24 protein-coding genes and 1 pseudogene are annotated in these 23,290 nt (G+C 46.5%); 16 read left to right on the forward strand and 9 right to left on the reverse strand.

From position 1 onward, the window contains the following. Nucleotides 1–8 precede the first annotated feature (8 nt). On the forward strand, nt 9–962 hold the full coding sequence (locus HC660_RS02185; RefSeq protein WP_168746933.1) for a siderophore ABC transporter substrate-binding protein: 954 nt from the start codon (nt 9–11) through the stop codon (nt 960–962). A 48-nt stretch (nt 963–1,010) separates the two neighbouring features. Here the strand turns inward: HC660_RS02185 and HC660_RS02190 are convergent, their stop codons facing one another. The 4 genes from HC660_RS02190 to HC660_RS02205 form a co-directional block, all read right to left on the reverse strand. Further along, nucleotides 1,011–2,429: an MDR family MFS transporter gene (locus HC660_RS02190; RefSeq protein ID WP_010333029.1), complete on the reverse strand. Its 1,419-nt coding sequence runs from the start codon at nt 2,427–2,429 to the stop codon at nt 1,011–1,013. A gap of 18 nt (nt 2,430–2,447) precedes the next feature. Further along, complete coding sequence (locus HC660_RS02195) at nt 2,448–3,326, reverse strand: TetR/AcrR family transcriptional regulator (protein ID WP_168746934.1); 879 nt, start codon at nt 3,324–3,326, stop codon at nt 2,448–2,450. Nucleotides 3,327–3,488: 162 nt separating this feature from the next. Further along, the gene (locus HC660_RS02200) at nt 3,489–4,238 is read right to left on the reverse strand and encodes an NADPH-dependent oxidoreductase (protein ID WP_168746935.1); all 750 of its coding nucleotides are present in this window, start codon (nt 4,236–4,238) and stop codon (nt 3,489–3,491) included. A 16-nt stretch (nt 4,239–4,254) separates the two neighbouring features. Further along, the gene (locus HC660_RS02205) at nt 4,255–4,542 is read right to left on the reverse strand and encodes a putative quinol monooxygenase (RefSeq protein WP_003225015.1); all 288 of its coding nucleotides are present in this window, start codon (nt 4,540–4,542) and stop codon (nt 4,255–4,257) included. Nucleotides 4,543–4,682: 140 nt separating this feature from the next. On the opposite strand from HC660_RS02205, the gene HC660_RS02210 reads away from it, so the two are divergent. Continuing rightward, nucleotides 4,683–4,997 carry an ArsR/SmtB family transcription factor gene (locus tag HC660_RS02210; protein WP_010333032.1) on the forward strand — a complete coding sequence of 105 codons (315 nt, stop codon included), beginning with the start codon at nt 4,683–4,685 and terminating at the stop codon, nt 4,995–4,997. Here the strand turns inward: HC660_RS02210 and gabR are convergent. After that, nucleotides 4,960–6,439, reverse strand: a pseudogene (gene gabR, locus HC660_RS02215) (MocR-like transcriptional regulator GabR). The gene HC660_RS02210 and the pseudogene gabR overlap by 38 nt on opposite strands. Nucleotides 6,440–6,544: 105 nt before the next feature. Here gabR and gabT point away from each other — a divergent pair. The 4 genes from gabT to gdh all read left to right on the forward strand — a co-directional run bounded on the left by gabT (nt 6,545) and on the right by gdh (nt 11,109). Continuing rightward, nucleotides 6,545–7,858: a 4-aminobutyrate--2-oxoglutarate transaminase gene (gene gabT, locus HC660_RS02220; protein WP_168746937.1), complete on the forward strand. Its 1,314-nt coding sequence runs from the start codon at nt 6,545–6,547 to the stop codon at nt 7,856–7,858. A 69-nt stretch (nt 7,859–7,927) separates the two neighbouring features. Beyond that, the gene (gabD, locus tag HC660_RS02225) at nt 7,928–9,316 is read left to right on the forward strand and encodes a succinate-semialdehyde dehydrogenase (protein ID WP_168746938.1); all 1,389 of its coding nucleotides are present in this window, start codon (nt 7,928–7,930) and stop codon (nt 9,314–9,316) included. 125 nt (nt 9,317–9,441) lie between these two features. Then, nucleotides 9,442–10,305 carry a glucose uptake protein GlcU gene (gene glcU, locus HC660_RS02230; RefSeq protein ID WP_010333036.1) on the forward strand — a complete coding sequence of 288 codons (864 nt, stop codon included), beginning with the start codon at nt 9,442–9,444 and terminating at the stop codon, nt 10,303–10,305. Nucleotides 10,306–10,323: 18 nt separating this feature from the next. Further along, nucleotides 10,324–11,109 carry a glucose 1-dehydrogenase gene (gene gdh / locus HC660_RS02235; protein ID WP_010333037.1) on the forward strand — a complete coding sequence of 262 codons (786 nt, stop codon included), beginning with the start codon at nt 10,324–10,326 and terminating at the stop codon, nt 11,107–11,109. Nucleotides 11,110–11,151: 42 nt separating this feature from the next. Here gdh and HC660_RS02240 read toward each other — a convergent pair whose 3' ends face one another. From HC660_RS02240 to cutR, 3 genes are read right to left on the reverse strand one after another with little or no spacing between them, the layout of a single operon-like run. After that, entirely contained in the window at nt 11,152–11,772 is a 621-nt protein-coding gene (locus HC660_RS02240) for a YcnI family copper-binding membrane protein (protein ID WP_168746939.1), read from the reverse strand. 12 nt (nt 11,773–11,784) lie between these two features. After that, nucleotides 11,785–13,410 (reverse strand): copper transporter YcnJ, encoded by a 1,626-nt coding sequence (locus HC660_RS02245; RefSeq protein WP_168746940.1) that lies wholly within the window; start codon nt 13,408–13,410, stop codon nt 11,785–11,787. A 34-nt stretch (nt 13,411–13,444) separates the two neighbouring features. After that, on the reverse strand, nt 13,445–14,017 hold the full coding sequence (cutR, locus tag HC660_RS02250; RefSeq protein WP_168746941.1) for a copper uptake transcriptional regulator CutR: 573 nt from the start codon (nt 14,015–14,017) through the stop codon (nt 13,445–13,447). Nucleotides 14,018–14,178: 161 nt separating this feature from the next. Between cutR and HC660_RS02255 the strand changes: the two genes are divergently transcribed. The 7 genes from HC660_RS02255 to HC660_RS02285 all read left to right on the forward strand — a co-directional run bounded on the left by HC660_RS02255 (nt 14,179) and on the right by HC660_RS02285 (nt 19,998). Beyond that, a complete protein-coding gene (locus tag HC660_RS02255; protein WP_010333041.1) occupies nt 14,179–14,532 on the forward strand; it encodes a YcnL family membrane protein in 354 nt (117 codons plus the stop codon). Between the two features lie 168 nt (nt 14,533–14,700). Continuing rightward, nucleotides 14,701–16,134 carry a PTS mannitol transporter subunit IIBC gene (locus tag HC660_RS02260; RefSeq protein WP_168746942.1) on the forward strand — a complete coding sequence of 478 codons (1,434 nt, stop codon included), beginning with the start codon at nt 14,701–14,703 and terminating at the stop codon, nt 16,132–16,134. 24 nt (nt 16,135–16,158) lie between these two features. Further along, a complete protein-coding gene (locus HC660_RS02265; RefSeq protein ID WP_168746943.1) occupies nt 16,159–16,590 on the forward strand; it encodes a PTS mannitol transporter subunit IIA in 432 nt (143 codons plus the stop codon). A gap of 1 nt (nt 16,591) precedes the next feature. Further along, entirely contained in the window at nt 16,592–17,713 is a 1,122-nt protein-coding gene (locus HC660_RS02270; RefSeq protein ID WP_168746944.1) for a mannitol-1-phosphate 5-dehydrogenase, read from the forward strand. Between the two features lie 87 nt (nt 17,714–17,800). Beyond that, nucleotides 17,801–18,865: a tartrate dehydrogenase gene (locus HC660_RS02275; protein WP_168746945.1), complete on the forward strand. Its 1,065-nt coding sequence runs from the start codon at nt 17,801–17,803 to the stop codon at nt 18,863–18,865. Nucleotides 18,866–18,988: 123 nt separating this feature from the next. Continuing rightward, complete coding sequence (gene sipU / locus HC660_RS02280; protein ID WP_168746946.1) at nt 18,989–19,549, forward strand: signal peptidase I sipU; 561 nt, start codon at nt 18,989–18,991, stop codon at nt 19,547–19,549. 68 nt (nt 19,550–19,617) lie between these two features. Next, on the forward strand, nt 19,618–19,998 hold the full coding sequence (locus tag HC660_RS02285) for a 3-hydroxyacyl-ACP dehydratase FabZ family protein (RefSeq protein WP_168749385.1): 381 nt from the start codon (nt 19,618–19,620) through the stop codon (nt 19,996–19,998). Nucleotides 19,999–20,035: 37 nt separating this feature from the next. On the opposite strand, the gene HC660_RS02290 is transcribed toward HC660_RS02285, so the two are convergent. Beyond that, nucleotides 20,036–20,200 (reverse strand): YczO family protein, encoded by a 165-nt coding sequence (locus HC660_RS02290; protein WP_010333048.1) that lies wholly within the window; start codon nt 20,198–20,200, stop codon nt 20,036–20,038. Nucleotides 20,201–20,330: 130 nt separating this feature from the next. Between HC660_RS02290 and HC660_RS02295 the strand changes: the two genes are divergently transcribed. From HC660_RS02295 to HC660_RS02305, 3 genes are all read left to right on the forward strand, one after another. Then, nucleotides 20,331–21,080, forward strand: a complete 750-nt coding sequence (locus tag HC660_RS02295; RefSeq protein WP_168746947.1) for a Cof-type HAD-IIB family hydrolase — start codon at nt 20,331–20,333, stop codon at nt 21,078–21,080. 206 nt (nt 21,081–21,286) lie between these two features. Next, the gene (gene pxpA, locus HC660_RS02300) at nt 21,287–22,054 is read left to right on the forward strand and encodes a 5-oxoprolinase subunit PpxA (protein WP_168746948.1); all 768 of its coding nucleotides are present in this window, start codon (nt 21,287–21,289) and stop codon (nt 22,052–22,054) included. Between the two features lie 18 nt (nt 22,055–22,072). Then, entirely contained in the window at nt 22,073–23,287 is a 1,215-nt protein-coding gene (locus tag HC660_RS02305; protein ID WP_168746949.1) for an NRAMP family divalent metal transporter, read from the forward strand. Nucleotides 23,288–23,290: the final 3 nt, after the last annotated feature.

The following is a 23,290-nucleotide window of genomic DNA, read 5'->3' on the forward strand; positions in this document are numbered from 1 at the left end:
TGAAGACTATGAAAAAGTTTGCAATTCTATTCATCGCATTGGTGACAGCTGTTGTCATTTCTGCATGCGGAAACCAAAGCTCAAGCAGCAAAGGATCTGACACGAAAAAAGAACAAATAACGGTAAAGCACCAGCTGGACAAAAACGGCACAAAAGTAACAAAGAACCCTAAAAAAGTCGTCGTATTTGATTTAGGAAGCTTAGATACATTAGATAAATTAGGTCTTGATGATAAAGTAGCGGGCCTGCCGAAACAAGCCCTTCCTAACTATCTGTCCAAATTCAAAGATGACAAATATGCTGATGTCGGAAGCTTAAAAGAGCCAGACTTTGAAAAAGTAGCTGACTTGGATCCTGATCTCATTATTATTTCAGGAAGACAATCTGAGTCTTACAAAGAATTCTCTGAAATCGCACCGACGATTTACCTTGGCGTAGATCCAGCAAAATACATGGAAACATTTAAATCAGACGCAGAGACAATCGGTAAAATCTTTGATAAAGAAGATGAAGTAAAAGACGAACTTGCAACAATTGATAACTCCATTTCAGATCTTAAGAAAACAGCTGAAAAGCTGAACAAAAACGGTCTAGTGCTTCTGGCGAATGACGGCAAAATCAGCGCGTTTGGTTCTAAATCAAGATACGGCCTGATCCATGACGTATTCGGCGTGACACCGGCTGATAAAAATATCAAAGCGTCTACTCACGGACAAAGCGTTTCATATGAGTACATTTCAAAAACAAACCCGGATTACCTGTTTGTTATTGACCGCGGTACAGCAATCGGTGAAACATCATCTACAAAACAAGTCGTTGAAAACGACTATGTGAAAAACGTAAACGCCGTGAAAAATGATCATGTCGTATACCTTGATTCAGCTACTTGGTACTTATCAGGAGGCGGACTTGAGTCAATGACGCAAATGATTAAAGAAGTGAAAGACGGTTTAGAGAAGTAAAACGAAAAAGAGCCTCCGCTCTCAAAGCGGGGCTCTTTTTTTATAGGATCAGCGTGCCGGCTGCTGTTCGGCGGGGCGCTGAGGTTTCTTTAATGTAAAGGATAGAAGTAAGCCGGCAAGCGCGATACAGGCTGCCACGATAAAAGCGGCGTTCATGCCGTGCAGAGCGGCGTGTTTCACATTTGTGGTTCCTGCATGTGCCGCCTGGTTGCTCATCACGGATACAAGGAGAGCAGTCCCGATGGATCCGCCGACTTGGCGAACCGTATTGTTCATTGCTGTTCCGTGCGGAATCAAGTGGCGCGGCAGCGCATTGATTCCGGCTGTTGTCACAGGCATCATAATCATCGCTGTCCCTAAGAGACGAACGGTATATAAAACGACAATCCATGCCAGTGACGTATGATCAGTCAGCTGCATAAACGGCAGTGACGTCAGGAAGATGATACAGAAACCAGCAATCGCCAAGCCTCTTCCGCCGACACGGTCAAAAATTCTTCCGATAATCGGGGACATGAAGCCCATCACAATGGCTCCCGGCAGAAGCATAAGCCCTGTATCAAAGGCTGTGACGTTTCGGACGTTTTGTGTATACAGCGGCAGAATGGTTTCCGTACCAATTAATAAAGCAAAGACAAGTGTTCCCAGCAGGGTTGTTAAGCTGAAGATACCAAACGTAAATACGCGGAATTCCAGCATCGGTTTTTCAAGCTTCATCTGTCTTGTAATAAATAAGAGCAGCGCGATCACACCCACAAGCAGTGAAACCAGAACCGTTGAGCTGGTCCATCCGTAAGAGCCGACGCTTGAGAAGCCATACAGCAGCCCGCCAAATCCAAGGGTCGACAGGATAACTGATAAAATATCAATCTGTGTTTTTCTTAATGTCGTCACGTTTTTCATAAGAATGATAGCGAGAAGCAAATCGATTACGGCAAACGGAAGAATGATATAAAACAATGATCTCCATGAGAAAGCTTCTACTGCCCATCCTGAAAGAGTCGGCCCGATCGCAGGCGCGAAGGAGATGACCAATCCGACCATACCCATAGCCTGGCCGCGCTTTTCAATCGGAAAGATCGTTAAAAATACTGTCTGCATGAGCGGCATCATAATGCCGGCTCCGGCCGCCTGAATGATACGGGCCGCCAGCAGAACCGGAAAGTTCGGGGCAAACGTGCCAACGATTGTTCCGGCAGTGAAAATACTCATCGCCGTAATGAGAAGCGTACGGCTCGTGAATTTTTCAATTAAAAATGCGGTAATCGGAATTAAGATACCGTTCGTTAACATAAATGAAGTCGTCAGCCATTGGGCTTGGTTTGCATCTATATGAAAATCCCTCATGATATGGGGGAGAGCGGTAATTAACAGTGTCTGGTTCAAAATGGCGACAAACGCCCCGGCTAACAAAATGCCGACAATGACAGAACGGTTAAACGGTTTTTTTTCAATACTTGTGTCCAATAAGATCCCTTCTTTTCTTTAAGTAATTAACAGTGTTTTTAACATAGAAATAGGCTGTGTTAAAACACCGGTTTGTTCCAGATAGCCAATCAGTGATTTCAGTAAAAAGGCGCGGGGCTCTTCCTTTTTTGCTTCCTCTTCCAGCATGGCTGCAGCTGATGCCAGTTCATCGATGTCATAATCCGCGGCGGGCAGGGAAGAGATGCCTTTATGTAATTCTTTCAGGCTTTCTGATAACAGGAGTGATTTATCCTTTGGCTGGTAGGAGGACGCCGATTGGATATAGAGCTCGATGGTCTCAGGCGGAAGCAGGGACTGCCGCGTTTCTCTGTTTTTGATAATCTGATTGAGGGTGCTGATGATAAACGCTGCAATCGGGTCAAGGTCAAGCGGTTTTTCCTCTATTTTGATCAGCATTAAAAATTCCCGCATCATGCCGTGAAGAATGATGACCAAATCCCATACAAAAGGGAGGATGGCTTCTCCATAGGCCTGAATCAGCGAATCCCGGTGCCAGCAGATAATCGTCGATCTGGTCTGATGGATATGCTGTTTTACACGGTCATTGTGCAGTTTGGGATTTCCGTAGGTCAGCATATTAAAAAACTGCTGATTCCGCCTGAATCCTTCCAGCTCCATTTTGACCTTTTGAATCAAACGCTCCTCAGGTGTCAGCGCGGTATTTTCCTGCAGTCTTGATGCCGCGGCCACCATCTGCTTTTGGTTAAACGTCAGCAGCTCCAAAAGCAAATCTTCCTTGGATTGAAACAGCTTATATATAGAAGCTTTTGACATCTTACATTCTTCCGCGATTGCCTGCATGGAAACCGACGTAAAATCCTTTTCAGAAAAAAGCTTCCGCGCGGCTAACAAGATTTCTGTTTTTTTATCAAGCATCTCATGGCTTCCTTCTTTCTTGAACAATAGAAAACCCATTGGTTCACAGAAAACCAATGAGTAACATTGATAAAATTTTACCAAATAAACAAAATGAAAGTCAATGGATTTTATCCGGACAAATAAAAAGGCCTGCCGGAATTCCGACAGGCCGGGTGAGGCTTATTTTTCAACTTTAAACCCTTGTTTTTCGAGCATTTCACGAATATGCGGATAGTACAGGCGCTCATAGTATGAGGCGATGCCTTGTGACCAGTTTCGTGTTTCTTTTCCGTTGGTCCGTTTTTTCATGTATTCGGCCATTTGTTCATCATATGACTGAATGTGTGATGTCAGCTCGTCCTGCTGCAAATACGTTTCTTTATGATAAACCGCTGCCTTTGGAAGGCGGGGTTTTTTCGCTGAACGATCAGCAGGATGGCCGATGACAAGACCCGATACAGGGAACACGTATTTTGGAAGCTGAAGCAGCTCGATCAGTTCATTTGGGTTTCCCCGAACTGCGCCGATCGGAACAGTGCCAAGCCCGAGTGATTCAGCTGCCGCTGTCGCCGTGCCAAGTGCGATGCCGGCATCTACAGCGCCGACAAGAACGGATTCTAAACCGTTTGTGATTTCCATGTTGAAGTCATGCAGATCTTCAAGCGCAATTTTTGCCCGGTTGAAGTCTGCGCAGAAAAGCAAGAAAACCGGAGCTTGGTCAATCCAAGGCTGTCCGCCCGCCAGTTCGGAGATTTTCTTTTTCCGCTCTTTATCCTGAATCGCGATGACAGTCACTTGCTGCCCATTGATAGAAGTAGGGGCTGATTGCACCGCTTGTATAATGAGGTCTAGCTGTTCTTCTGACACCGGCTCATCCGTATAGCTGCGGATGGAGCGGTGATCTGTTAATGATTTGATTACTTCGTTCATGTGAGTCATCCTTTCCTTACTCGCTGAGTTCTGTGCGGACAACATCAAGAGGAGCGCTCAGCAGTTCTTTGCCTTTTGCTACAAACCCTTGGAAATGCGCAGTTTCATTGTGGGATTTCATCGCCGCTTCATCTTTCCATTGTTCAAGCATCACAAATGTATTTTCTTCGCCTACTTTTTCAAAAAGGTCGTATTGGGCGTTGCCTTCCTCGGCTCTTGAATGTTGAACCAGCGATTGTGCCTCGCTCAAAAATTCTTCGCGTTTCTCGGGTTTTACTTTGATATAAGCTTGTAATACGATCATGTAAATCTCCTCCATTTGTCTTTTGAATTTATTGTTCGAATTTGATCGAACTAAATGTACCATGTAATCAAAATCAGGTAAAGGAAAAACCCTCAAATAGTAAAATTGTCATTCTAATTGTTGTGTGATACATTTGTGTCATGAACATTCCAAACCATCCAGAAACAGAAACGTTGCAGCTGACAAAGGTTCTTCACGCACTGAGTGATCCGCTTCGTTTAGAGCTGGTGAAGCAATTGGCCGAAGCAAAAGAGAAAACGTGCGGCACCTGTGCCGATGTACAGGTTGCAAAGTCGACCTTGTCCCACCATTTTAAAGTATTAAGAGAATCGGGCATCGCTCAAGTACGCATAGAAGGAAAGCGCCGTTATTATTCGCTTCGCACAGAAGATCTGGAAAGGGCATTTCCGGGCCTGCTTAAAGCAGTGCTGAACGTGGACCAGGAGCGCTGGTAAAAAATCCCCTGAACAGGGGGATTTTTTTATGTCCCATAAACAGCGCGGCGAAGTCTTCGCACACCTTCCTGAATGTCCTCTTCCCTCAGCCGTGCAAAGCCGATGATGAGCGCGGGTTTGTCTGGCTGCGGACGGCTTTCTTTTAAGCGGAACCGGCTCATCCCGAAGATTTCAAGCTGCTGGGCGGCGGCATGCGCGAGTATCTCTTGTTCCGTGCGGCAGGTGTAAAATTCGGTGACGAAATGCAGTCCCGCATTTGCCCCTTTTACCGTGATCTCTCCTCTAAACTCTGATTCTAATGCGCTGATGAGGCGTTCTCTCTTTTCTTTATAATGCTGCTTCATTTTTTTTATATGCTTCTGATATTCTCCAGACTCAATAAATTCCTGCAAGGCGATCTGTGTAAGCGACGAGCAGGTCTGCAGGTCATAACCCCGCTTTTTGTAACCCCGTAACAGCTCCGGCGGCAGCACCATGTAGCTGATCCGCAATCCGGGGAGAAGTGATTTTGAAAAGGTGCCCATATAGATGACATTTTGAAAGCGGTCGAGGCTTTGGAGCGCCGGGATACTGTCTACGTCATATTTAAACTCGCTGTCATAATCATCCTCAATAATATAGCGGCTCGGCTGCTCCGCTGCCCAGTTCAGCAGCTGAATTCTTCGGGATACAGGCATAATCGCTCCGGCCGGGAATTGATGCGAAGGGGTAGTGATTAATACATCTGGGTTCTGTCTGATAATTTCAGAAATGGAAATCCCTTTTTCATCAAGCATAATCGTCTTCACCTGTTTTCCGGTATGTTGCAAAAGCTGGTACATTCGCCTGTAACCAGGCTCCTCCATCGCATACACCGCATCCTGAGGCAAAAGCTCCGTCAGCAGCTGCATCAGCACCTGAGTGCCCGCCCCGATGACGATTTGTTCAGGCCGGCATTTCACCCCTCGCGTCAGAGAGATGAGCCTTGTAATGGCGGCTCTTACTTCATATATGCCTTGCGGATGAGACATGTCGCCGAGCGTGCGGTATGAGCGGGCAGCCGCTTTTTGCTCACAGCGAAACCAGCTTTTCATTGGAAAATGATCTGTATCGGCACTCATATGTGAAAATGATATCCAATCGCTTTGATCGATATGAACCTCTTTCAGGTCATCCGGCAGTGAAGATGAGGGCTGTTCCTCAGAGGAAAATGTGTCCAGGTGTTCCACGAAAAAACCCTTTCTTTCTTCAGCGTACAAATACCCTTCCGCGAGCAGCTGCTGATAGGCTGAATTCACAGAGTTTACGCTGACCTTCAGCTTTTCAGCCAGCTCACGTTTGGAGGGAACCTTCGAGTGGGGCAGCAGATTACGGCTGAGGATTTCGTTTTTTAGTTTTTGATAAATCTGCTGATAGATATAATCGGCTTTTTCTGAGCGATCGAGAGTGATTGTGATGTCCATTGCGGTGTCTCCTTCTGATACCATTAAAAAGTTATAATTGGTACTTTTCATCATACCAAAAAGAAGTCAGAATGATAAGAAAACAATGACAGTGGGGGGATTTACATGAGTCAAACAACCGCATCAACTTTCACTACCGCAGAGTGGCAGCAAAAACGGGACCAATTTGTTTCTAAGGGCGTGAGCAACGGAAACCGCAGCCTGGCGGTAAAAGGAGAGGGAGCAGAGCTGTATGATTTGGACGGCCGAAGATTTATTGATTTTGCTGGCGCCATTGGAACTTTAAACGTCGGACACTCGCATCCGAAGGTGGTAGAAGCTGTGAAGCAGCAGGCGGAGGAGCTGATCCATCCGGGCTTTAACGTCATGATGTATCCGTCTTATATTGAATTAGCTGAAAAGCTTTGTGGCATTGCGCCGGGCACTCATGAGAAAAAAGCGATTTTCCTCAACTCCGGAGCGGAAGCGGTGGAGAACGCTGTGAAAATCGCCAGAAAGTATACCAAGCGCCAAGGCGTTGTCTCGTTTACACGCGGGTTCCACGGACGCACGAATATGACAATGAGCATGACAAGCAAGGTGAAGCCGTACAAATTCGGTTTTGGTCCATTTGCATCAGAGGTATACCAGGCGCCGTTTCCATATTATTATCAGAAGCCTGCCGGACTGAGTGACGATGCATATGACGATATGGTCATTCAAGCGTTCAATGACTTCTTTATCGCAGCTGTTGCTCCTGAAACGGTAGCCTGTGTTGTGATGGAGCCGGTGCAGGGAGAAGGCGGATTCATTATTCCTTCTAAACGGTTTGTGCAGCATGTTGCTTCCTTCTGTAAAGAACACGGCATCGTCTTTGTAGCCGATGAAATTCAAACCGGATTTGCCAGAACGGGTACTTACTTCGCGATCGAGCATTTTGGTGTCGTCCCAGATCTGATCACGGTTTCGAAGTCTCTTGCGGCTGGTCTGCCGTTAAGCGGTGTGATTGGACGCGCGGAAATGCTTGATGCGGCGGCGCCCGGAGAGCTCGGCGGCACGTATGCGGGAAGTCCGCTTGGGTGCGCGGCGGCATTGGCTGTTTTGGATATTATTGAAGAAGAAGGATTGAATAAACGTTCTGAGGAAATCGGCAGGATCATTGAAGAAAAAGCGCTTGAATGGAAAACCGAATACCCGTTTATCGGTGACATCCGCAGACTTGGGGCGATGGCAGCAATCGAGATCGTCAAAGACCTTGAAACACGTGAACCTGATAAAGCGAAAGCGGCAGCGATCGCAGCGTACGCGAATCAAAACGGATTGCTGCTGCTGACAGCCGGAATCAACGGCAATATCATCCGCTTCCTGACGCCGCTGGTTATTTCAGATGATCTTCTGAATGAAGGGCTCCACATTGTGGAAGCAGGTCTGCGAGCTTAATCATTGGAAAGAATACGCACGGGTCTGCTATCATTTTAAGTAAATACAAGATAGAAAGGAATGTTCAATATGCCAGATCAATTAACGGTCTACAACCCGGCTACAGGCGAGGCAATCAAAACGATTCCTCAGCAATCAGCCAAAGAAGTAGAAGAAGCCATTGAACGTTCACATCAAGCGTTTAAATCATGGTCTAAAACATCAGCGAACGAAAGAGCGTCTCTTTTGAAAAAGTGGTATGAGCTAATCGTTGAACATAAAGAAGAACTCGCAGATTTAATTACGAAGGAAAACGGAAAACCGTACCAGGAAGCTGTCGGCGAGGTACTGTACGGCGCTGGTTATATCGAGTGGTTCGCAGAGGAAGCGAAGCGCGTGTATGGAAGAACCGTTCCGGCTCCGACAACCGGAAAACGAATTGTCGTAACGCGCCAAGCCGTTGGCCCAGTTGCCGCGATTACGCCATGGAATTTTCCAAATGCGATGATTACACGTAAAGCGGCGCCTGCTCTTGCTGCCGGCTGTACGTTTATCATCAAGCCGGCGCCTGATACACCGCTGTCAGCCTATGAACTTGCACGCCTCGCGTATGAAGCAGGTATTCCAAAAGATGTGCTTCAGGTTGTCATCGGTGATGGCGAGGAGATCGGAAACGTATTTACAAGCAGTCCGAAAATCCGCAAAATCACCTTTACAGGATCAACACCTGTAGGGAAAATCCTGATGAAAAACAGTGCAGATACTGTGAAACACGTATCCATGGAGCTCGGCGGGCATGCCCCGCTGATTGTGGATGAAGATGCAAACATTGATCTTGCTGTTGAACAGGCAATGGTGTCCAAATACCGAAACGCGGGCCAAACATGCGTATGCGCCAACCGGCTCATTGTCCATGAATCCATCAAAGATGAATTTGCTGCGAAACTGAGCGAGCAAGTATCGAAGCTGAAGGTTGGAAACGGACTTGAGGAAGGCGTTAACGTCGGTCCGATTATCAACAAAAGGGGCTTTGAAAAAATCGTCAGCCAAATTGATGATGCGGTTGAAAAAGGAGCGAAGGTTGTTGCTGGGGGCACTTATGAACGAAACGATGATAAAGAATGCTACTTTGTCAATCCGACAGTGCTCGCTGACGTCGATACGTCCATGAATATCATGCACGAGGAAACCTTTGGCCCTGTTGCGCCAATCGTCACTTTTACAGATATTGATGAAGCCATTGAGCTCGCCAACGATACACCGTACGGACTGGCTGCTTATTTCTTCACAGAAAACTACCGTCGCGGCATTTATATTTCCGAGAACCTCGAATACGGAATTATCGGCTGGAATGACGGAGGGCCATCCGCGGTTCAAGCTCCGTTCGGCGGAATGAAAGAAAGCGGAATCGGCCGTGAAGGCGGTTCAGAAGGTATTGAACCATATCTCGAAACAAAATATATGTCCATCGGTTTATAAACGAAATGATATGCTCCTAAAGAGGTGCCGGAAAATCCGGTACCTCTTTTTGTGTTTCAGCGAATAAACACAACAATTCCAGCCAAAATAACAGCAAATACATTTTGAAAGAAGGTTCCCCAATAATGGATTTATTACTGGCTCTTCTCCCTGCTTTGTTTTGGGGGAGCATTGTTCTCTTCAATGTTAAATTAGGCGGCGGGCCTTACAGCCAAACATTGGGAACGACGATCGGGGCGTTAATTGTTTCTATCGTTATTTATTTGTTTGTCCAACCCGTCCTGTCCATGCGCATTTTTATCGTTGGAATTATATCCGGCTTATTTTGGTCACTTGGGCAGAGCAACCAGCTCAAAAGCATTCAGTTAATGGGTGTGTCCAAAACGATGCCGATTTCTACGGGGATGCAGCTTGTTTCCACCTCACTGTTCGGTGTCATCGTTTTCCGAGAGTGGTCAACACCGATTGCGATTACACTTGGAATCCTCGCTCTTATCTTTATTATTGTCGGTATCGTTCTCACGTCATTAGAAGATAAGAAAGACAAAAAAGATGGAGAGCCGAGCAACTTAAAAAAGGGCATTTTAATCCTTCTGGTCTCGACACTGGGATATTTGATTTATGTTGTTGTCGCAAGGTTGTTCAATGTATCTGGATGGTCCGCCCTGTTGCCGCAGGCGATCGGGATGGTCATTGGAGGGGTCATACTAACCTATAAGCACAAGCCCTTCAATAAGTATGCCATCAGAAATATTCTCCCGGGCTTAATCTGGGCAGGGGGAAATATGTTTTTGTTTATTTCTCAGCCGAAAGTCGGCGTTGCCACAAGCTTTTCTCTTTCGCAAATGGGAATTGTCATCTCGACGCTTGGCGGTATTTTCATCCTGCGTGAAAAGAAATCAAAACGCCAGCTGATTGCGATTGCGATTGGGATTGCACTGATTATTGTGGCTGCCGTATTCTTAGGAATCGCCAAAACGAATTCATAACAATTAAGGAGGATGGATATGTATCCGGATTTGAAAGGAAAAGTCGTCGCTATTACAGGAGCTGCTTCAGGACTAGGAAAGGCAATGGCCATTCGCTTCGGCAAGGAGCAGGCAAAAGTTGTAATCAACTACTACAGTAACAAGCAGGATCCAAACGAGGTAAAAGAAGAGGTCATCAAGGCGGGCGGTGAAGCCATTGTTGTCCAAGGAGACGTAACGAAAGAGGAAGATGTAAAAAACATCGTCCAAACAGCGATTAAAGAGTTTGGCACACTCGATATTATGATTAATAATGCCGGTCTTGAAAACCCCGTACCGTCTCATGAAATGCCGCTCAAGGATTGGGAAAAAGTCATCAGCACGAACTTAACAGGCGCCTTTTTAGGAAGCCGTGAAGCGATTAAATATTTTGTTGAAAATGATATCAAAGGAAGCGTCATTAATATGTCGAGCGTCCATGAAGTGATTCCGTGGCCATTATTTGTTCACTATGCGGCAAGTAAAGGCGGAATCAAGCTGATGACGGAAACATTGGCACTGGAATATGCGCCGAAAGGCATTCGTGTCAACAATATCGGGCCTGGCGCGATCAACACGCCAATCAATGCTGAAAAATTTGCTGATCCTAAGCAGAGAGCAGATGTAGAAAGCATGATTCCGATGGGATATATCGGTGAACCGGAGGAAATTGCGGCAGTGGCAGCCTGGCTTGCTTCGAAGGAAGCCAGCTACGTCACAGGCATTACGTTATTTGCGGACGGCGGTATGACACAATACCCTTCCTTCCAAGCAGGACGCGGATAAATCAAAAAAAGCGATCCAGAACTCATCTGGATCGCTTTTTCTTTAGGCGCGCTTTTTCTTTACAAGAGCTGCAACAGATAAAATAATAGCGGCTGCAGACAGCACAATTGCTGTTATATCAAGAGCCGATGAACCTGAGTCTGCAGGAGCAGAATCATCTTTCGTTTGAGTGGCGCCGTGCTCGTCTGTTACTTCTTTGGATGTAGTGATTTTTGTAATGGCATGAGGCGTATCCGCATCTTCATCGCCTGTCCATTCAACAATGCTGCCGTCTTTGTAATATTGATAAGCATCCCAAGCGGCTTCCTCCGCTTTATCTGGGTTTTTGGCAACAAAGGTAAACTGCTGGAACTGGCCTTCCTGAATGCCCCCGCCAGTGGCTTCCCACGTCACGGACACTGATTTGTCGTCGTGTTTTGCAGTAGACACCTTCCAGCCCGGAACCGGTTCGTATTGCTGGAACTCAACATTCTTTGGCATTTTTAAAACAACCTTTGTTGTCGGCTGATTTTTTTCGGAAGGAACCTTCATTGTGTAGGTCTCCCATGAGCCTGCGGCTGATTCAGCCGGTTTTACAGACACGTGCGCGCTGGCAGGCGCCGTAAAGAATAAAAGAGAGCCGATAACAGCTGGACATAGTGTGAATGCGATTTTTTTAAACAATTCAAACACTCCTTAATTTGTCTTTGTAAACATGATATTGATTTCGTTAAAGTCGCCGGTCAGTCCGTGGACTTTGATCTTCCAGTTTCCCTTTTCATTAATAGACAGGTTTTCAGTCTGGAAGATACCATCTGTTTTTTCTTTCAACTGAAACGTGCTTTTGTTTTTACTGCCGGACAGTCCCGTTTTATAAACGGTCAAGGTGATTTGCTGTATGTTTTTTGCTGGGTCTCCGTTATGATCAGTAACCCTGAGTTCAAACACGTTTTTGCCGGGCTGGTTCGGGCTGATGCTGAGAGACACACTTTGCCCGTTTTCAATCGCTTTGGTTTGATAAAACGGTTCCGGTGCAGGCTCAGGCGGACTTGGCAGACTTGTAAATACGGCGGCTGTGATCAGGACAGCGATGCCGATTGCCCATTCCGCTTTTAGCGTGCGGGTGATTTTGGACCCCTTCCGTTTTCTGGTGAGCAGAAAATGAATACCGCCCAGAATCAGCATCAAAACAAACAGTCCGCTTTTGACTAACAAGGCTTGGCCGTACGCCGTATGGAAAAGTGAATCCATTGACCGGATGATAAAAAATCCATTGAGCAAGCCCGAGAACAAAATGACACCGACTGCAGTGAGCGCCCATGGAGAGAACCGTTTTACCGTCTCCCATGCAAGCGTCTTGTCCTGCTGTCTCCACTCCTGTGACAGCAGGAAAACGATGGCCGCTATTCCGCCGACCCAGATAGAGGCGGAGGATAAATGTAGGAAATCCATCAGGATACCGACCGTTTTTTCTTCTACAACAGCGGCATGTCCGGTAAACGCTTTGGCAAGCAGAAGACCGAAAAAGAAAATGAGCGGCGCCGTCCAATATGCGAAGGACGCAAAACGCTTTTTGCGTAACACTGGGATGGCAGAAAGGACAAGCAGTACGTACAGCACGGCTTGAATCATCCATATTGTGCCTCCCGCGGTTTCAAACAGCGTTTCTTTCATATATTCCGGCTGAAAGGCATTGGCCCAGCCGCCACCTGTATTCGCTTTTGTCTGTAACGGAAGCTGAAGCAGGAGCGCCAGTCCCAGCACAGTGACTGAGATGACAAGCAAACGCTTCGTCCGTTTGGCGAGTTTTTTTCCGTCCCCTTTATACCAGAAGAGATGGAAGAAAACGGTCCCGATAAACAGAGAAAAGGCTGTATACAGAATGGCACGGTCTGCAGCTGTTCCCGGATTAAGCGCTGAGCTTGATGTTTTCTGGCTGCTGAACCCTCCTTCCGCTTTGCCGATGCTGAACGGAATGACACCGGAAACAGGGTGCCCGTCTGCCGAAACGGCATTCCATTCCGCTCTGTACACGTCATGAGGCAGATTTTTTTTCAGCTTCACGGTCATGATGTGATTGTTGTCTTTTTTGATTTCTGTTTTGTCCGTATCCACCCGGTCACCGTCTGAATTATAGACTTTAATGTAGTGAAAGCCTTCTTCAACAGGTTCATTAAATTCAATTTCCACCTGTGCGGGAGCGCTTTTTAATTCACTGTTTTCTCCGGGTGAAGATTTGACAATATAGGCGTGAGCAAAGCTTGTTTTCGGCAGGAAAACAAGAAAAAGCAGAAGGAAGATCCACCATCTGTTTCGTTGCATTACTCAGACACCACCTTCCGCTAGTTATGTTGTGTTATTTCTTGGTGCATGTGCAGCGTTTTTTTCTGTCCCGTAGCATGTCTTCCAGCGCTTGATCGAAGGTGCGGACGGCTCCGCCAAAGCCTTTTTGAAACCGTTCAGCATGGTCAAGAGTCGCAAACGGTATGGCCTGCGGCTGGCAGCAGTGCAGATTTAATTCGGCGTTTACAACAAAATAAGCCGAAGCGGCACTGACCGTAGTTTGTAACAGAAAGTCTCTGCAAATCAAATGAGAAACCTCTTCCGTTTTATCTGCATACCGCAAAAACGCACAATGTGCGCAGCACAGCTGTTCAATGTCTTGTGTCACCGTGATCAGTTGGACCGAATAAGCTTGATTTGCTGGCTTCAGGCAATAGCTGCACATGTGATCAGTCTGAGGCGCACGGACTGGGAGTGTGATGCCGCCGGCTGTTTTTATCACCTGGTTTGATTGGACAAGCTGATTCACATCTCTATATACCGTCATTTCTGACACACCGAACCGTTGACTGATATCAGAAATTCTTAGGGCGCCTTCTTCTTTCAGCCACTCAAGTATGTGCTGCTGTCTATTAATCGGAAGCATTCATACATCCCCTTCATTAAGATCTTCTTAAGCGTAGAGGATTTCAGAGACTGAGACAAGTATGCTGATGATAAAAAATGTGAAAATGTGTTGAACAGTAACAAAACGAAACAGAGTGGTCTCTGGTATAATGGACATATGAATGGAGAGTGAAATACCATATGAAAGAAACTGTATGCCCGAACTGCGGCAAACCTTTGACAGGCGATATGGTCAGATCGTCAAATGTCCCGTGCCAATTTCGCTGCGGACACTGCCGGGAACGGCTTTATGAATATAAAGTATCAGCACCGATTATGCTGGTATCATTAGCAGTCATCGTGCTGCTCATTTATCTGATGCTGCTCCTTCGCAATGCGGCAGGCTCATTGATTCCGGCCGTTCAGCATGTGCCGATGGCTGTTTTTGCACTTGTGTGCGCCTATCCCGTTTTTATTGTGAGTGAGCGGATGATTGCAAAGTACGTAATTCAAAACGGAAACATTATTTATAGAGGAAAGAGAAAAGGCTCCTGAAACCAGGAGTCTTTTTATTTTTAAAAAATTGTCACACCCATGTGCCAAAGTCCTCTTTACTTTCAATTGTATAGGGACTGTAAGCGTTTTAATATAGAGTCAAAGGGAAGCATCATTCTCTGACATTATCATTCTTTTAGCGACAAACAAAACAGGGAGGGTTTATATATGCAGCAAGAACAGCAGCAAGGCGGCATGAAAGTGAAAGTTCAGCGCTTCGGCAGTTATTTGAGCGGAATGATCATGCCGAATATCGGCGCGTTTATCGCTTGGGGCATCATTACCGCGCTGTTTATTCCGGCGGGATGGTTTCCGAATGAACAGCTGAATACACTTGTCAGCCCGATGATTACGTATTTACTGCCGCTTTTGATAGCGTATACAGGCGGAAAAATGATTTACGACCACCGCGGCGGAGTCGTCGGAGCGACAGCGGCGATCGGTGTGATTGTCGGATCGGATATTCCAATGTTTTTAGGTGCAATGATAATGGGGCCGCTTGGCGGATACCTCATTAAACAGACTGATAAATTGTTCAAGGATAAAGTCAAACAAGGCTTTGAAATGCTGATCAACAACTTTACGGCAGGGATAGTCGGCGCGGCTTTGACGATTCTCGCGTTTTACGCCATCGGTCCGGTTGTCCTGACGTTAAACAAATTGCTGGCAGCTGGTGTGGAAGTCATAGTACACGCTAATTTGCTGCCTATTGCAAGCGTTTTCGTAGAGCCGGCGAAAGTGTTGTTCCTAAACAACGCCATTAACCATGGAATCTTAAGCCCAATCGGAATCGAGCAGGCAGCCCAAACGGGAAAATCGATTCTGTTCTTAGTAGAAGCAAACCCTGGGCCAGGACTCGGCATTTTACTCGCGTACATGTTCTTTGGCAAAGGATCTTCAAAATCAACGGCTCCTGGAGCGGCAATCATTCACTTCTTCGGAGGGATTCACGAAATTTACTTCCCGTATATTTTGATGAAACCGGTCTTGATTCTCGCAGCCATTGCCGGCGGAGCAAGCGGACTCCTAACGTTTTCTATCTTTAATGCCGGTCTAGTTGCAGCTTCGTCACCGGGCAGCATTATTGCATTGATGGCAATGACGCCAAGAGGAGGCTATTTCGGCGTATTGGCGGGTGTATTGGTCGCTGCGGCTGTTTCGTTCATCGTTTCAGCAGTGATCCTGAAATCCTCAAAAGCAAGTGAAGAAGACCTGGCTGCCGCAACAGAAAAAATGCAGTCCATGAAGGGGAAGAAAAGCCAAGCAGCAGCTGCTTTAGAGGCGGAACAAGCCAAAGCAGAGGAAGCGTCTGAGCTGTCTCCTGAAAGCGTGAACAAAATTATCTTTGCGTGTGATGCGGGAATGGGATCAAGTGCGATGGGGGCATCCATCTTAAGAAACAAAGTGAAAAAAGCGGAGCTTGACATCAGTGTGACCAACACGGCCATTAACAATCTGCCAAGCGACGCGGATATTGTTATCACCCACAAAGATTTAACAGACCGCGCGAAAGCAAAGCTGCCGAACGCGACGCACATCTCAGTGGATAACTTCTTAAACAGCCCGAAATACGACGAGCTGATTGAAAAGCTTAAAAAGTAATCTCATAGAAAGAGAGTGATATTCATGCAAGTACTCGCAAAAGAAAACATCAAACTCAATCAAACGGTATCATCAAAAGAAGAGGCCATCAAATTGGCAGGCCAGACGCTGATTGACAACGGCTACGTGACAGAGGATTACATTAGCAAAATGTTTGAACGTGAAGAAACGTCTTCTACCTTCATGGGGAATTTTATTGCCATTCCCCACGGCACAGAAGATGCGAAAAGCGAGGTGCTTCACTCAGGGATTTCTATCATTCAAATTCCTGGCGGAGTAGAGTATGGAGAAGGAAACATAGCTAAAGTCGTATTCGGCATTGCCGGAAAAAATAATGAGCATTTAGACATTTTGTCAAACATCGCCATCATCTGCTCAGAAGAAGAAAACATTGAACGCCTGATTTCTGCGAAAAGCGAAGAAGATTTGATCGCGATTTTCAACGAGGTGAACTAGCATGATTGCCTTACATTTCGGTGCGGGAAATATCGGGAGGGGCTTTATCGGTGCGCTGCTTCACCACTCCGGCTATGAAGTGGTGTTTGCGGATGTAAATGACACGATGGTCGGCCTCCTTAATGAAAAACGGGCATACACTGTTGAACTCGCAGAAGAAGGGCGTTCGTCAGAGGTGATCGGCCCGGTCAGCGCCATTAACAGCGGCAGCCAGCCGGAGGAGCTGTATCGGCTGATCAATGAGGCGGCGCTCATCACGACGGCAGTCGGCCCGAATGTGTTAAAGCTGATTGCTCCGTCCATCGCAGAAGGCTTAAGACGAAGAAGCTGTGCTGACACGCTGAATATCATTGCCTGTGAAAATATGATTGGAGGAAGCAGCTTCTTAAAAAAAGAAGTATATAGCCACTTAACAGAGGCGGAACAGGAGGCTGTCGGCCAAACTGTCGGATTCCCGAATTCCGCGGTTGACCGGATTGTGCCGATTCAGCATCATGAAGATCCGCTCAAAGTGTCGGTTGAGCCGTTCTTTGAATGGGTCATCGATGAATCAGGCTTTATCGGGGAAACACCGGCAATAAAAGGGGCGCTGTTTGTTGATGATTTAACGCCGTACATCGAACGAAAGCTGTTTACCGTAAATACCGGCCATGCTGTAACGGCCTATGTCGGCTATCAGCGCGGATTAAAAACGATAAAAGAAGCGATCGATCACCCGGAGATCCGCCGTGTTGTTCACTCGGCTCTGCTTGAAACCGGTGATTATCTCATCAAAACGTACGGTTTTAAGCAGTCAGAGCACGAGCAATATATTAAAAAAATCATCGGCCGCTTTGAAAATGAATTTATCACTGACGATGTGACCCGTGTGGCGAGATCGCCGCTCAGAAAGCTTGGAGAAAATGACAGACTTGTAGGTCCGGCGAAGAAAATCAAAGCGCCGAATGCACTGGCTGAAGGCATTGCGGCGGCGCTGCGATTCGACTTTGCCGGTGATCCGGAAGCGGTCGAGCTCCAAGCGCTGATCGCGGAAAAAGGATACAGCGGAGTGCTTCACGAGGTGTGTGGTATCCCGTCCCATGAACCGCTCCATGCCATCGTTTTAAAAAAACTGAATCAATAACTGACCCGTGACAGCACGTCACGGGCTTTTTTTGCCATCTCGTAATCTAGTATAATAGAAAACGCTTACGATAGCAGGGGAAGGAGAATGACGATGAAACGATTCGAGATTGCGGCAATACCGGGAGACGGAGCAGGAAAAGAAGTTGTGGCGGCTGCTGAGAAAGTGCTTCATACAGCTGCTGAGGTGCACGGGGGTTTGTCATTCTCATTTACGTCATTTCCATGGAGCTGTGACTATTACATGGAACACGGCGAAATGATGCCTGAGGACGGAATACATACACTCACGCAATTTGAAGCGGTTTTCTTAGGGGCGGTTGGAAATCCGAAGCTTGTTCCCGACCATATCTCATTATGGGGGCTGCTCCTGAAAATCCGGAGAGAACTCGAGCTTTCTATTAATATGAGACCTGCCAAACAAATGGCGGGCATTACGTCGCCGCTTTTGCATCCAAATGATTTTGACCTCGTGGTGATTCGCGAGAACAGTGAGGGTGAATATAGTGAAGTTGGCGGACGCATTCACAGGGGCGATGATGAAATTGCCATCCAGAATGCCGTGTTTACCAGAAAAGCGACAGAGCGAGTCATGCGCTTTGCCTTCGAATTGGCAAAAAAACGGCGCTGCCATGTGACAAGTGCAACAAAGTCTAATGGCATATATCACGCGATGCCGTTTTGGGATGAAGTCTTTCAGCAGACTGCCGCTGATTACTGCGAGATTGAAACGTCATCCCAGCATATTGATGCGCTGGCCGCTTTTTTTGTGACGCGTCCGGAAACGTTTGATGTCATTGTGGCAAGCAACCTGTTCGGTGATATTTTAACCGACATCAGCTCGAGCCTGATGGGAAGCATCGGCATTGCGCCGTCTGCGAACATCAATCCGGACGGGAAATACCCGTCTATGTTCGAACCGGTTCACGGCTCAGCTCCCGACATTGCCGGTCAGGGTCTTGCCAATCCAATCGGCCAGATTTGGACAGCGAAGCTGATGCTTGACCATTTCGGAGAGGAAGAGCTGGGGGCAAAGATCCTCGATGTGATGGAACGAGTAACGGCTGACGGCATCAAAACACGCGACATTGGCGGACAAAGCACAACGGCTGAGGTCACGGACGAAATCTGTGCGCGGTTAAGAAACCTATAATCATGTAGGCCGGGGCGAAGTTGCCTCGGCCACTTACAACATTTCAACAGATTCCTAACCAAGAAGATCCCAAATGCTGTATAATGACATGGAATTCTTTAGGAAGGTATCAGGTGAAAGAAGTTGAACGCAAAAACGATCACATTAAAGAAAAAATCAAAAACCAAATTTATTGTACTCAGTATCGCATGTATCCTGGCTTTCATATTCATGATCAGAATGGCATTTTATATTCCCTATCTTGTTGAAGGTTCATCAATGGCTCCAACGCTAAAAGACTCAGAACGGATTTTGGTGGACAAAGCAGCCAAATATACAGGCGGGTTTCAGAGAGGCGACATCATCGTGATTCATGACGAAAAGAGCGGCCGTTCATTTATAAAACGGTTAATTGGTTTGCCGGGCGACTCTATTATCATGAAGGATGATCAGCTATACATAAACGGTAAGAAAGTCGACGAACCGTATCTAAAGGAACATAAACAAGAAATGCAAGCGTTAGGGGAAAATCTCACGAATGATTTTAAAGCTGAGGTGCCTTCCGGCAAATATTTTGTCATGGGAGATAACCGTCTCAACTCGGTGGACAGCAGAAATGGAATGGGTATGCCTTCTGATGAAGATATCATTGGTACTGAGTCTCTTGTCTTTTATCCGTTCGGTGAGATGAGACAAGCAAAATGAATACATACGCAAAAAAGAGATGATGCTTGATGAAATGAAAGAAAGGGTGAAGAATGGTGAAACCTTATATGCTACCTCACCGCTATCCGTTTTTGTTTATTGATGGCGTGATTGAAAGTGAGCCCGGCAAACATGCAGCTGCTTATAAGCTGGTCAGTGAGAACGACTGGTTTATCACTGACACGCAAACAGAAATGCCGTTTTCACTTGTGATTGAAGCACTTGCGCAAACCGCGGCTTTTACAGGGATTACAGATGAGAACAGCTTGGGCTTATTGTCATCCGTGAAGAAAGCGGAAAAGCTGGGCACGGCCGCACCGGGTGACCGGCTTGATCTATTATTTGAAGTCACACGAAATCGCCGCGGGTTTGTGTTTGGACATGCCAAGGCGTCAGTGGGCGGGCGGCCTGTTGCTGAAGCTGAAATCGGCATCTATATTGAAAAATGAAAAAAACCCTTCACAACCATTTTTGTGAGGGGTTCTATTATTTCGTATCGTAATCTCGTTCGCTTTGTGAGTCATCTCTTTGCTGGCGTTTGTGTTTTTCATCATTCATGTTTTCCTTCAGCTCTTCATTCGGTATCGGATCGGTTAAGTCATTATGTTCGGGATTTTCATTTGGGCGGTTCTGCTGTTTTCTTTCTTTCATGTTTGATCACCTCACTATTTGTTTTCCTCTTATCAGTGCACCTCAAACATGTGAAATCGCTTTTTTGTTCTGCTCGGTGTAATGTATTAGAATAGAAAGAAGCACAATTTAGATAAAGAGAGGTACATATATGTCTGTTCAAAGAGAAAATGTAGATATCAAGCTGATCGCAATTGATATGGATGGAACGCTGCTGAATGACGAGCAGCTGATCTCGGATGAAAACCGTAAAGCCATTCGTGAAGCAGAGGATAAAGGCGTGTATGTGGTGATCAGCACGGGCCGTACGCTGATGACGTGCCGGGAACTGGCTGAGTCGCTGGAGCTGTCGTCTTTTTTAATCACGGCTAACGGAAGCGAAATCTGGGATTCGAATTTTAATTTAGTGGAACGCAAGCTGCTCCACACGGATCATATCAAAATGATGTGGGATTTGCGGAATAAACACAACACCAATTTCTGGGCTTCAACCGTTAACAAGGTGTGGAGAGGCGAGTTTCCGGAAAACATCACCGATCATGAATGGCTCAAATTCGGATTTGACATAGAGGATGACGGCATTCGAAACGAAGTGCTGGCGGAGCTTAGAAAAAATAAAGAGCTCGAAATCACAAACTCAAGCCCGACAAACATTGAGGTCAACGCGCTCGGCATCAACAAAGCCGCAGCCCTTGCGAAGGTTTCTGAAAAACTCGGCTTTACGATGGAACATGTCATGGCGATGGGCGACAGCTTGAATGATATCGCGATGATCAAAGAAGCGGGGCTGGGCGTAGCGATGGGCAATGCTCAAGACATCGTGAAAGAAACGGCTGATTGGATCACTGACACAAATATAGAAGATGGAGTCGCTAAAGCGATACGCCATTGGGTACTATAAGAAAAAGAGTCCTGAGATAAGGACTCTTTTTCTATTTAATCAGGGAGATTTTCTTCTAGGTCCATGGTAGGTTTTCTAACAAAGTTATTTCACAAACTAATATGATTGAATATAATGAAATAAAGTTCAAAAATTCGGAATAGTCGTTCCGAATTTCGGAACAATAAAATACATAAAGCAATCATTTGCTTGGCAGGAGGGATTCTGTGTTTCAAGTTGATTTAAATTGTGATTTAGGGGAAAGCTTCGGAGCCTATACGATAGGTCTTGATCAAGATATTTTAGAGTTTGTCACATCGGCGAATGTCGCATGCGGATTTCATGCAGGGGATCCTGGTGTCATGCGGAAAACAGTTGCCCTTGCTGCTGAAAAAGGCGTGACAATCGGCGCGCACCCGGGACTCCCGGATTTACTCGGCTTTGGCCGCCGAAATATGGCGATTTCTCCAGAGGAAGCGTATGATCTTGTGGTTTATCAAATTGGCGCCTTGTCAGGATTTTTAAAAGCGGAAGGTCTTCACATGCAGCACGTCAAGCCGCACGGCGCTTTGTACAATATGGCTGCAGTCGATCAGAAGCTATCGGATGCCATTGCAAAAGCTGTCTACAAGGTCGATCCAGGACTGATTCTTTTCGGCCTTGCTGAGAGCGAGCTTATAAAAGCGGGAGAACGGATCGGGCTGCAAACAGCAAGCGAAGTATTCGCCGACAGAACATACCAAGCGGACGGCACACTGACACCGCGCTCCCAGCCGGACGCTCTCATTGAAAGCGATGATGCCGCCGTCACTCAGGTGATCAAAATGGTAAAAGAAGGGACGGTCAAATCTCAGCAAGGACAAGATGTGTCCTTAAAAGCAGATACGGTTTGCATTCACGGAGACGGTGCCCATGCCCTGACGTTTGCGCAAAAAATCCGTAAAGAGCTTACATCGGCCGGAATCGAAGTGACTGCTATTTCAGCTCAGAAGTAATCAGAAGGAGGAAAATAGATGGAGCAGAAGAAAAAAACAGCAGGGAAAAAAACGGGCAGCTGGTCATTGCTCATGGGTGCCGCCTTCTTAATGGCAACATCAGCAATCGGCCCGGGATTCCTGACACAAACCGCAACATTTACAAACACACTCGCAGCAAGCTTCGGTTTTGTTATTTTAATTTCTATTATTTTGGATATCTTCGCTCAAACCAACGTATGGCGTATCATCGCGGTCTCAGGAAAAAGGGGCCAGGAGATTGCGAATATGGTGTTTCCCGGACTGGGATATTTCATCGCCATTCTCGTCGTGCTTGGCGGACTTGCCTTTAATATCGGGAATATCGGAGGGGCTGGGCTCGGACTGCAAGTCTTGTTCGGTATTACACCAGAAACAGGCGCCTTAATCAGCGCCGTCATCGCAATTCTGATTTTTGTCATCAAGGAAGCAGGAAAAGCGATGGACCGTTTTACGCAAATCGCGGGGTTTGCCATGATCATCTTAACGCTGTACGTCGCAATTTCGTCTGCGCCGCCAGTCGGACAGGCTGTGGCGAACACATTTGTACCTGAACATATCAGTATATTCGCAATTGTCACATTAGTCGGCGGGACCGTCGGTGGATATATCACATTTGCCGGCGGACATCGTTTGCTTGATGCTGGGATTAAAGGCAAGGAATCCATCCCCCAGGTGACAAAAAGCTCAGTTATCGGCATTTTAATTACATCGATCATGCGAATCGCCCTTTTCTTAGCTGTGCTCGGTGTTGTTTCAAAAGGCCTGCACATTGACGAAAGCAACCCAGCCGCCTCTGTGTTCCAGCTGGCAGCGGGAAATGTCGGTTATAAAATTTTCGGATTGATCATGTGGTCAGCAGCCATTACGTCCGTTATCGGAGCCGCTTATACGTCTGTTTCGTTTTTTAAAACCTTTTCTCCAAAAATTGAAAAGAATTCACGCGGCATTATTATCGGATTTATTGTCGTTTCCACATTAGCCTTTGTCACCATCGGCCAGCCGGCGAAAATTCTCGTGCTTGTCGGATCTCTGAACGGTTTGATTCTGCCGATTGCGCTTGGAACGCTGCTCATTGCAGCATATAAGAAAAACATTGTCGGTGATTATAAGCATCCGCTTTGGCTGACAGGCTCAGGTGCACTGGTTGTCATCGTCATGGCGATTATGGGCATCTACACGTTATTTACACAACTTCCTCAATTGTGGAGCTGATAA

It is taken from the genome of Bacillus mojavensis, from assembly GCF_012648005.1.
Taxonomy (GTDB): Bacteria; Bacillota; Bacilli; order Bacillales; family Bacillaceae; genus Bacillus; species Bacillus mojavensis.

Excerpts from the sequence above, each read along its gene's own strand:
- HC660_RS02185 (WP_168746933.1), top strand. The coding sequence starts at position 9 with ATGAAAAAGTTTGCAATTCTATTCATCGCATTGGTGACAGCTGTTGTC.
- HC660_RS02195 (WP_168746934.1), bottom strand. The coding sequence starts at position 3,326 with ATGCTTGATAAAAAAACAGAAATCTTGTTAGCCGCGCGGAAGCTTTTT.
- HC660_RS02200 (WP_168746935.1), bottom strand. The coding sequence starts at position 4,238 with ATGAACGAAGTAATCAAATCATTAACAGATCACCGCTCCATCCGCAGC.
- HC660_RS02205 (WP_003225015.1), bottom strand. The coding sequence starts at position 4,542 with ATGATCGTATTACAAGCTTATATCAAAGTAAAACCCGAGAAACGCGAA.
- HC660_RS02210 (WP_010333032.1), top strand. The coding sequence starts at position 4,683 with ATGAACATTCCAAACCATCCAGAAACAGAAACGTTGCAGCTGACAAAG.
- gabT (WP_168746937.1), top strand. The coding sequence starts at position 6,545 with ATGAGTCAAACAACCGCATCAACTTTCACTACCGCAGAGTGGCAGCAA.
- gabD (WP_168746938.1), top strand. The coding sequence starts at position 7,928 with ATGCCAGATCAATTAACGGTCTACAACCCGGCTACAGGCGAGGCAATC.
- glcU (WP_010333036.1), top strand. The coding sequence starts at position 9,442 with ATGGATTTATTACTGGCTCTTCTCCCTGCTTTGTTTTGGGGGAGCATT.
- gdh (WP_010333037.1), top strand. The coding sequence starts at position 10,324 with ATGTATCCGGATTTGAAAGGAAAAGTCGTCGCTATTACAGGAGCTGCT.
- HC660_RS02245 (WP_168746940.1), bottom strand. The coding sequence starts at position 13,410 with ATGCAACGAAACAGATGGTGGATCTTCCTTCTGCTTTTTCTTGTTTTC.
- cutR (WP_168746941.1), bottom strand. The coding sequence starts at position 14,017 with ATGCTTCCGATTAATAGACAGCAGCACATACTTGAGTGGCTGAAAGAA.
- HC660_RS02255 (WP_010333041.1), top strand. The coding sequence starts at position 14,179 with ATGAAAGAAACTGTATGCCCGAACTGCGGCAAACCTTTGACAGGCGAT.
- HC660_RS02260 (WP_168746942.1), top strand. The coding sequence starts at position 14,701 with ATGCAGCAAGAACAGCAGCAAGGCGGCATGAAAGTGAAAGTTCAGCGC.
- HC660_RS02265 (WP_168746943.1), top strand. The coding sequence starts at position 16,159 with ATGCAAGTACTCGCAAAAGAAAACATCAAACTCAATCAAACGGTATCA.
- HC660_RS02270 (WP_168746944.1), top strand. The coding sequence starts at position 16,592 with ATGATTGCCTTACATTTCGGTGCGGGAAATATCGGGAGGGGCTTTATC.
- HC660_RS02275 (WP_168746945.1), top strand. The coding sequence starts at position 17,801 with ATGACGATGAAACGATTCGAGATTGCGGCAATACCGGGAGACGGAGCA.
- HC660_RS02285 (WP_168749385.1), top strand. The coding sequence starts at position 19,618 with ATGCTACCTCACCGCTATCCGTTTTTGTTTATTGATGGCGTGATTGAA.
- HC660_RS02290 (WP_010333048.1), bottom strand. The coding sequence starts at position 20,200 with ATGAAAGAAAGAAAACAGCAGAACCGCCCAAATGAAAATCCCGAACAT.
- HC660_RS02295 (WP_168746947.1), top strand. The coding sequence starts at position 20,331 with ATGTCTGTTCAAAGAGAAAATGTAGATATCAAGCTGATCGCAATTGAT.
- HC660_RS02305 (WP_168746949.1), top strand. The coding sequence starts at position 22,073 with ATGGAGCAGAAGAAAAAAACAGCAGGGAAAAAAACGGGCAGCTGGTCA.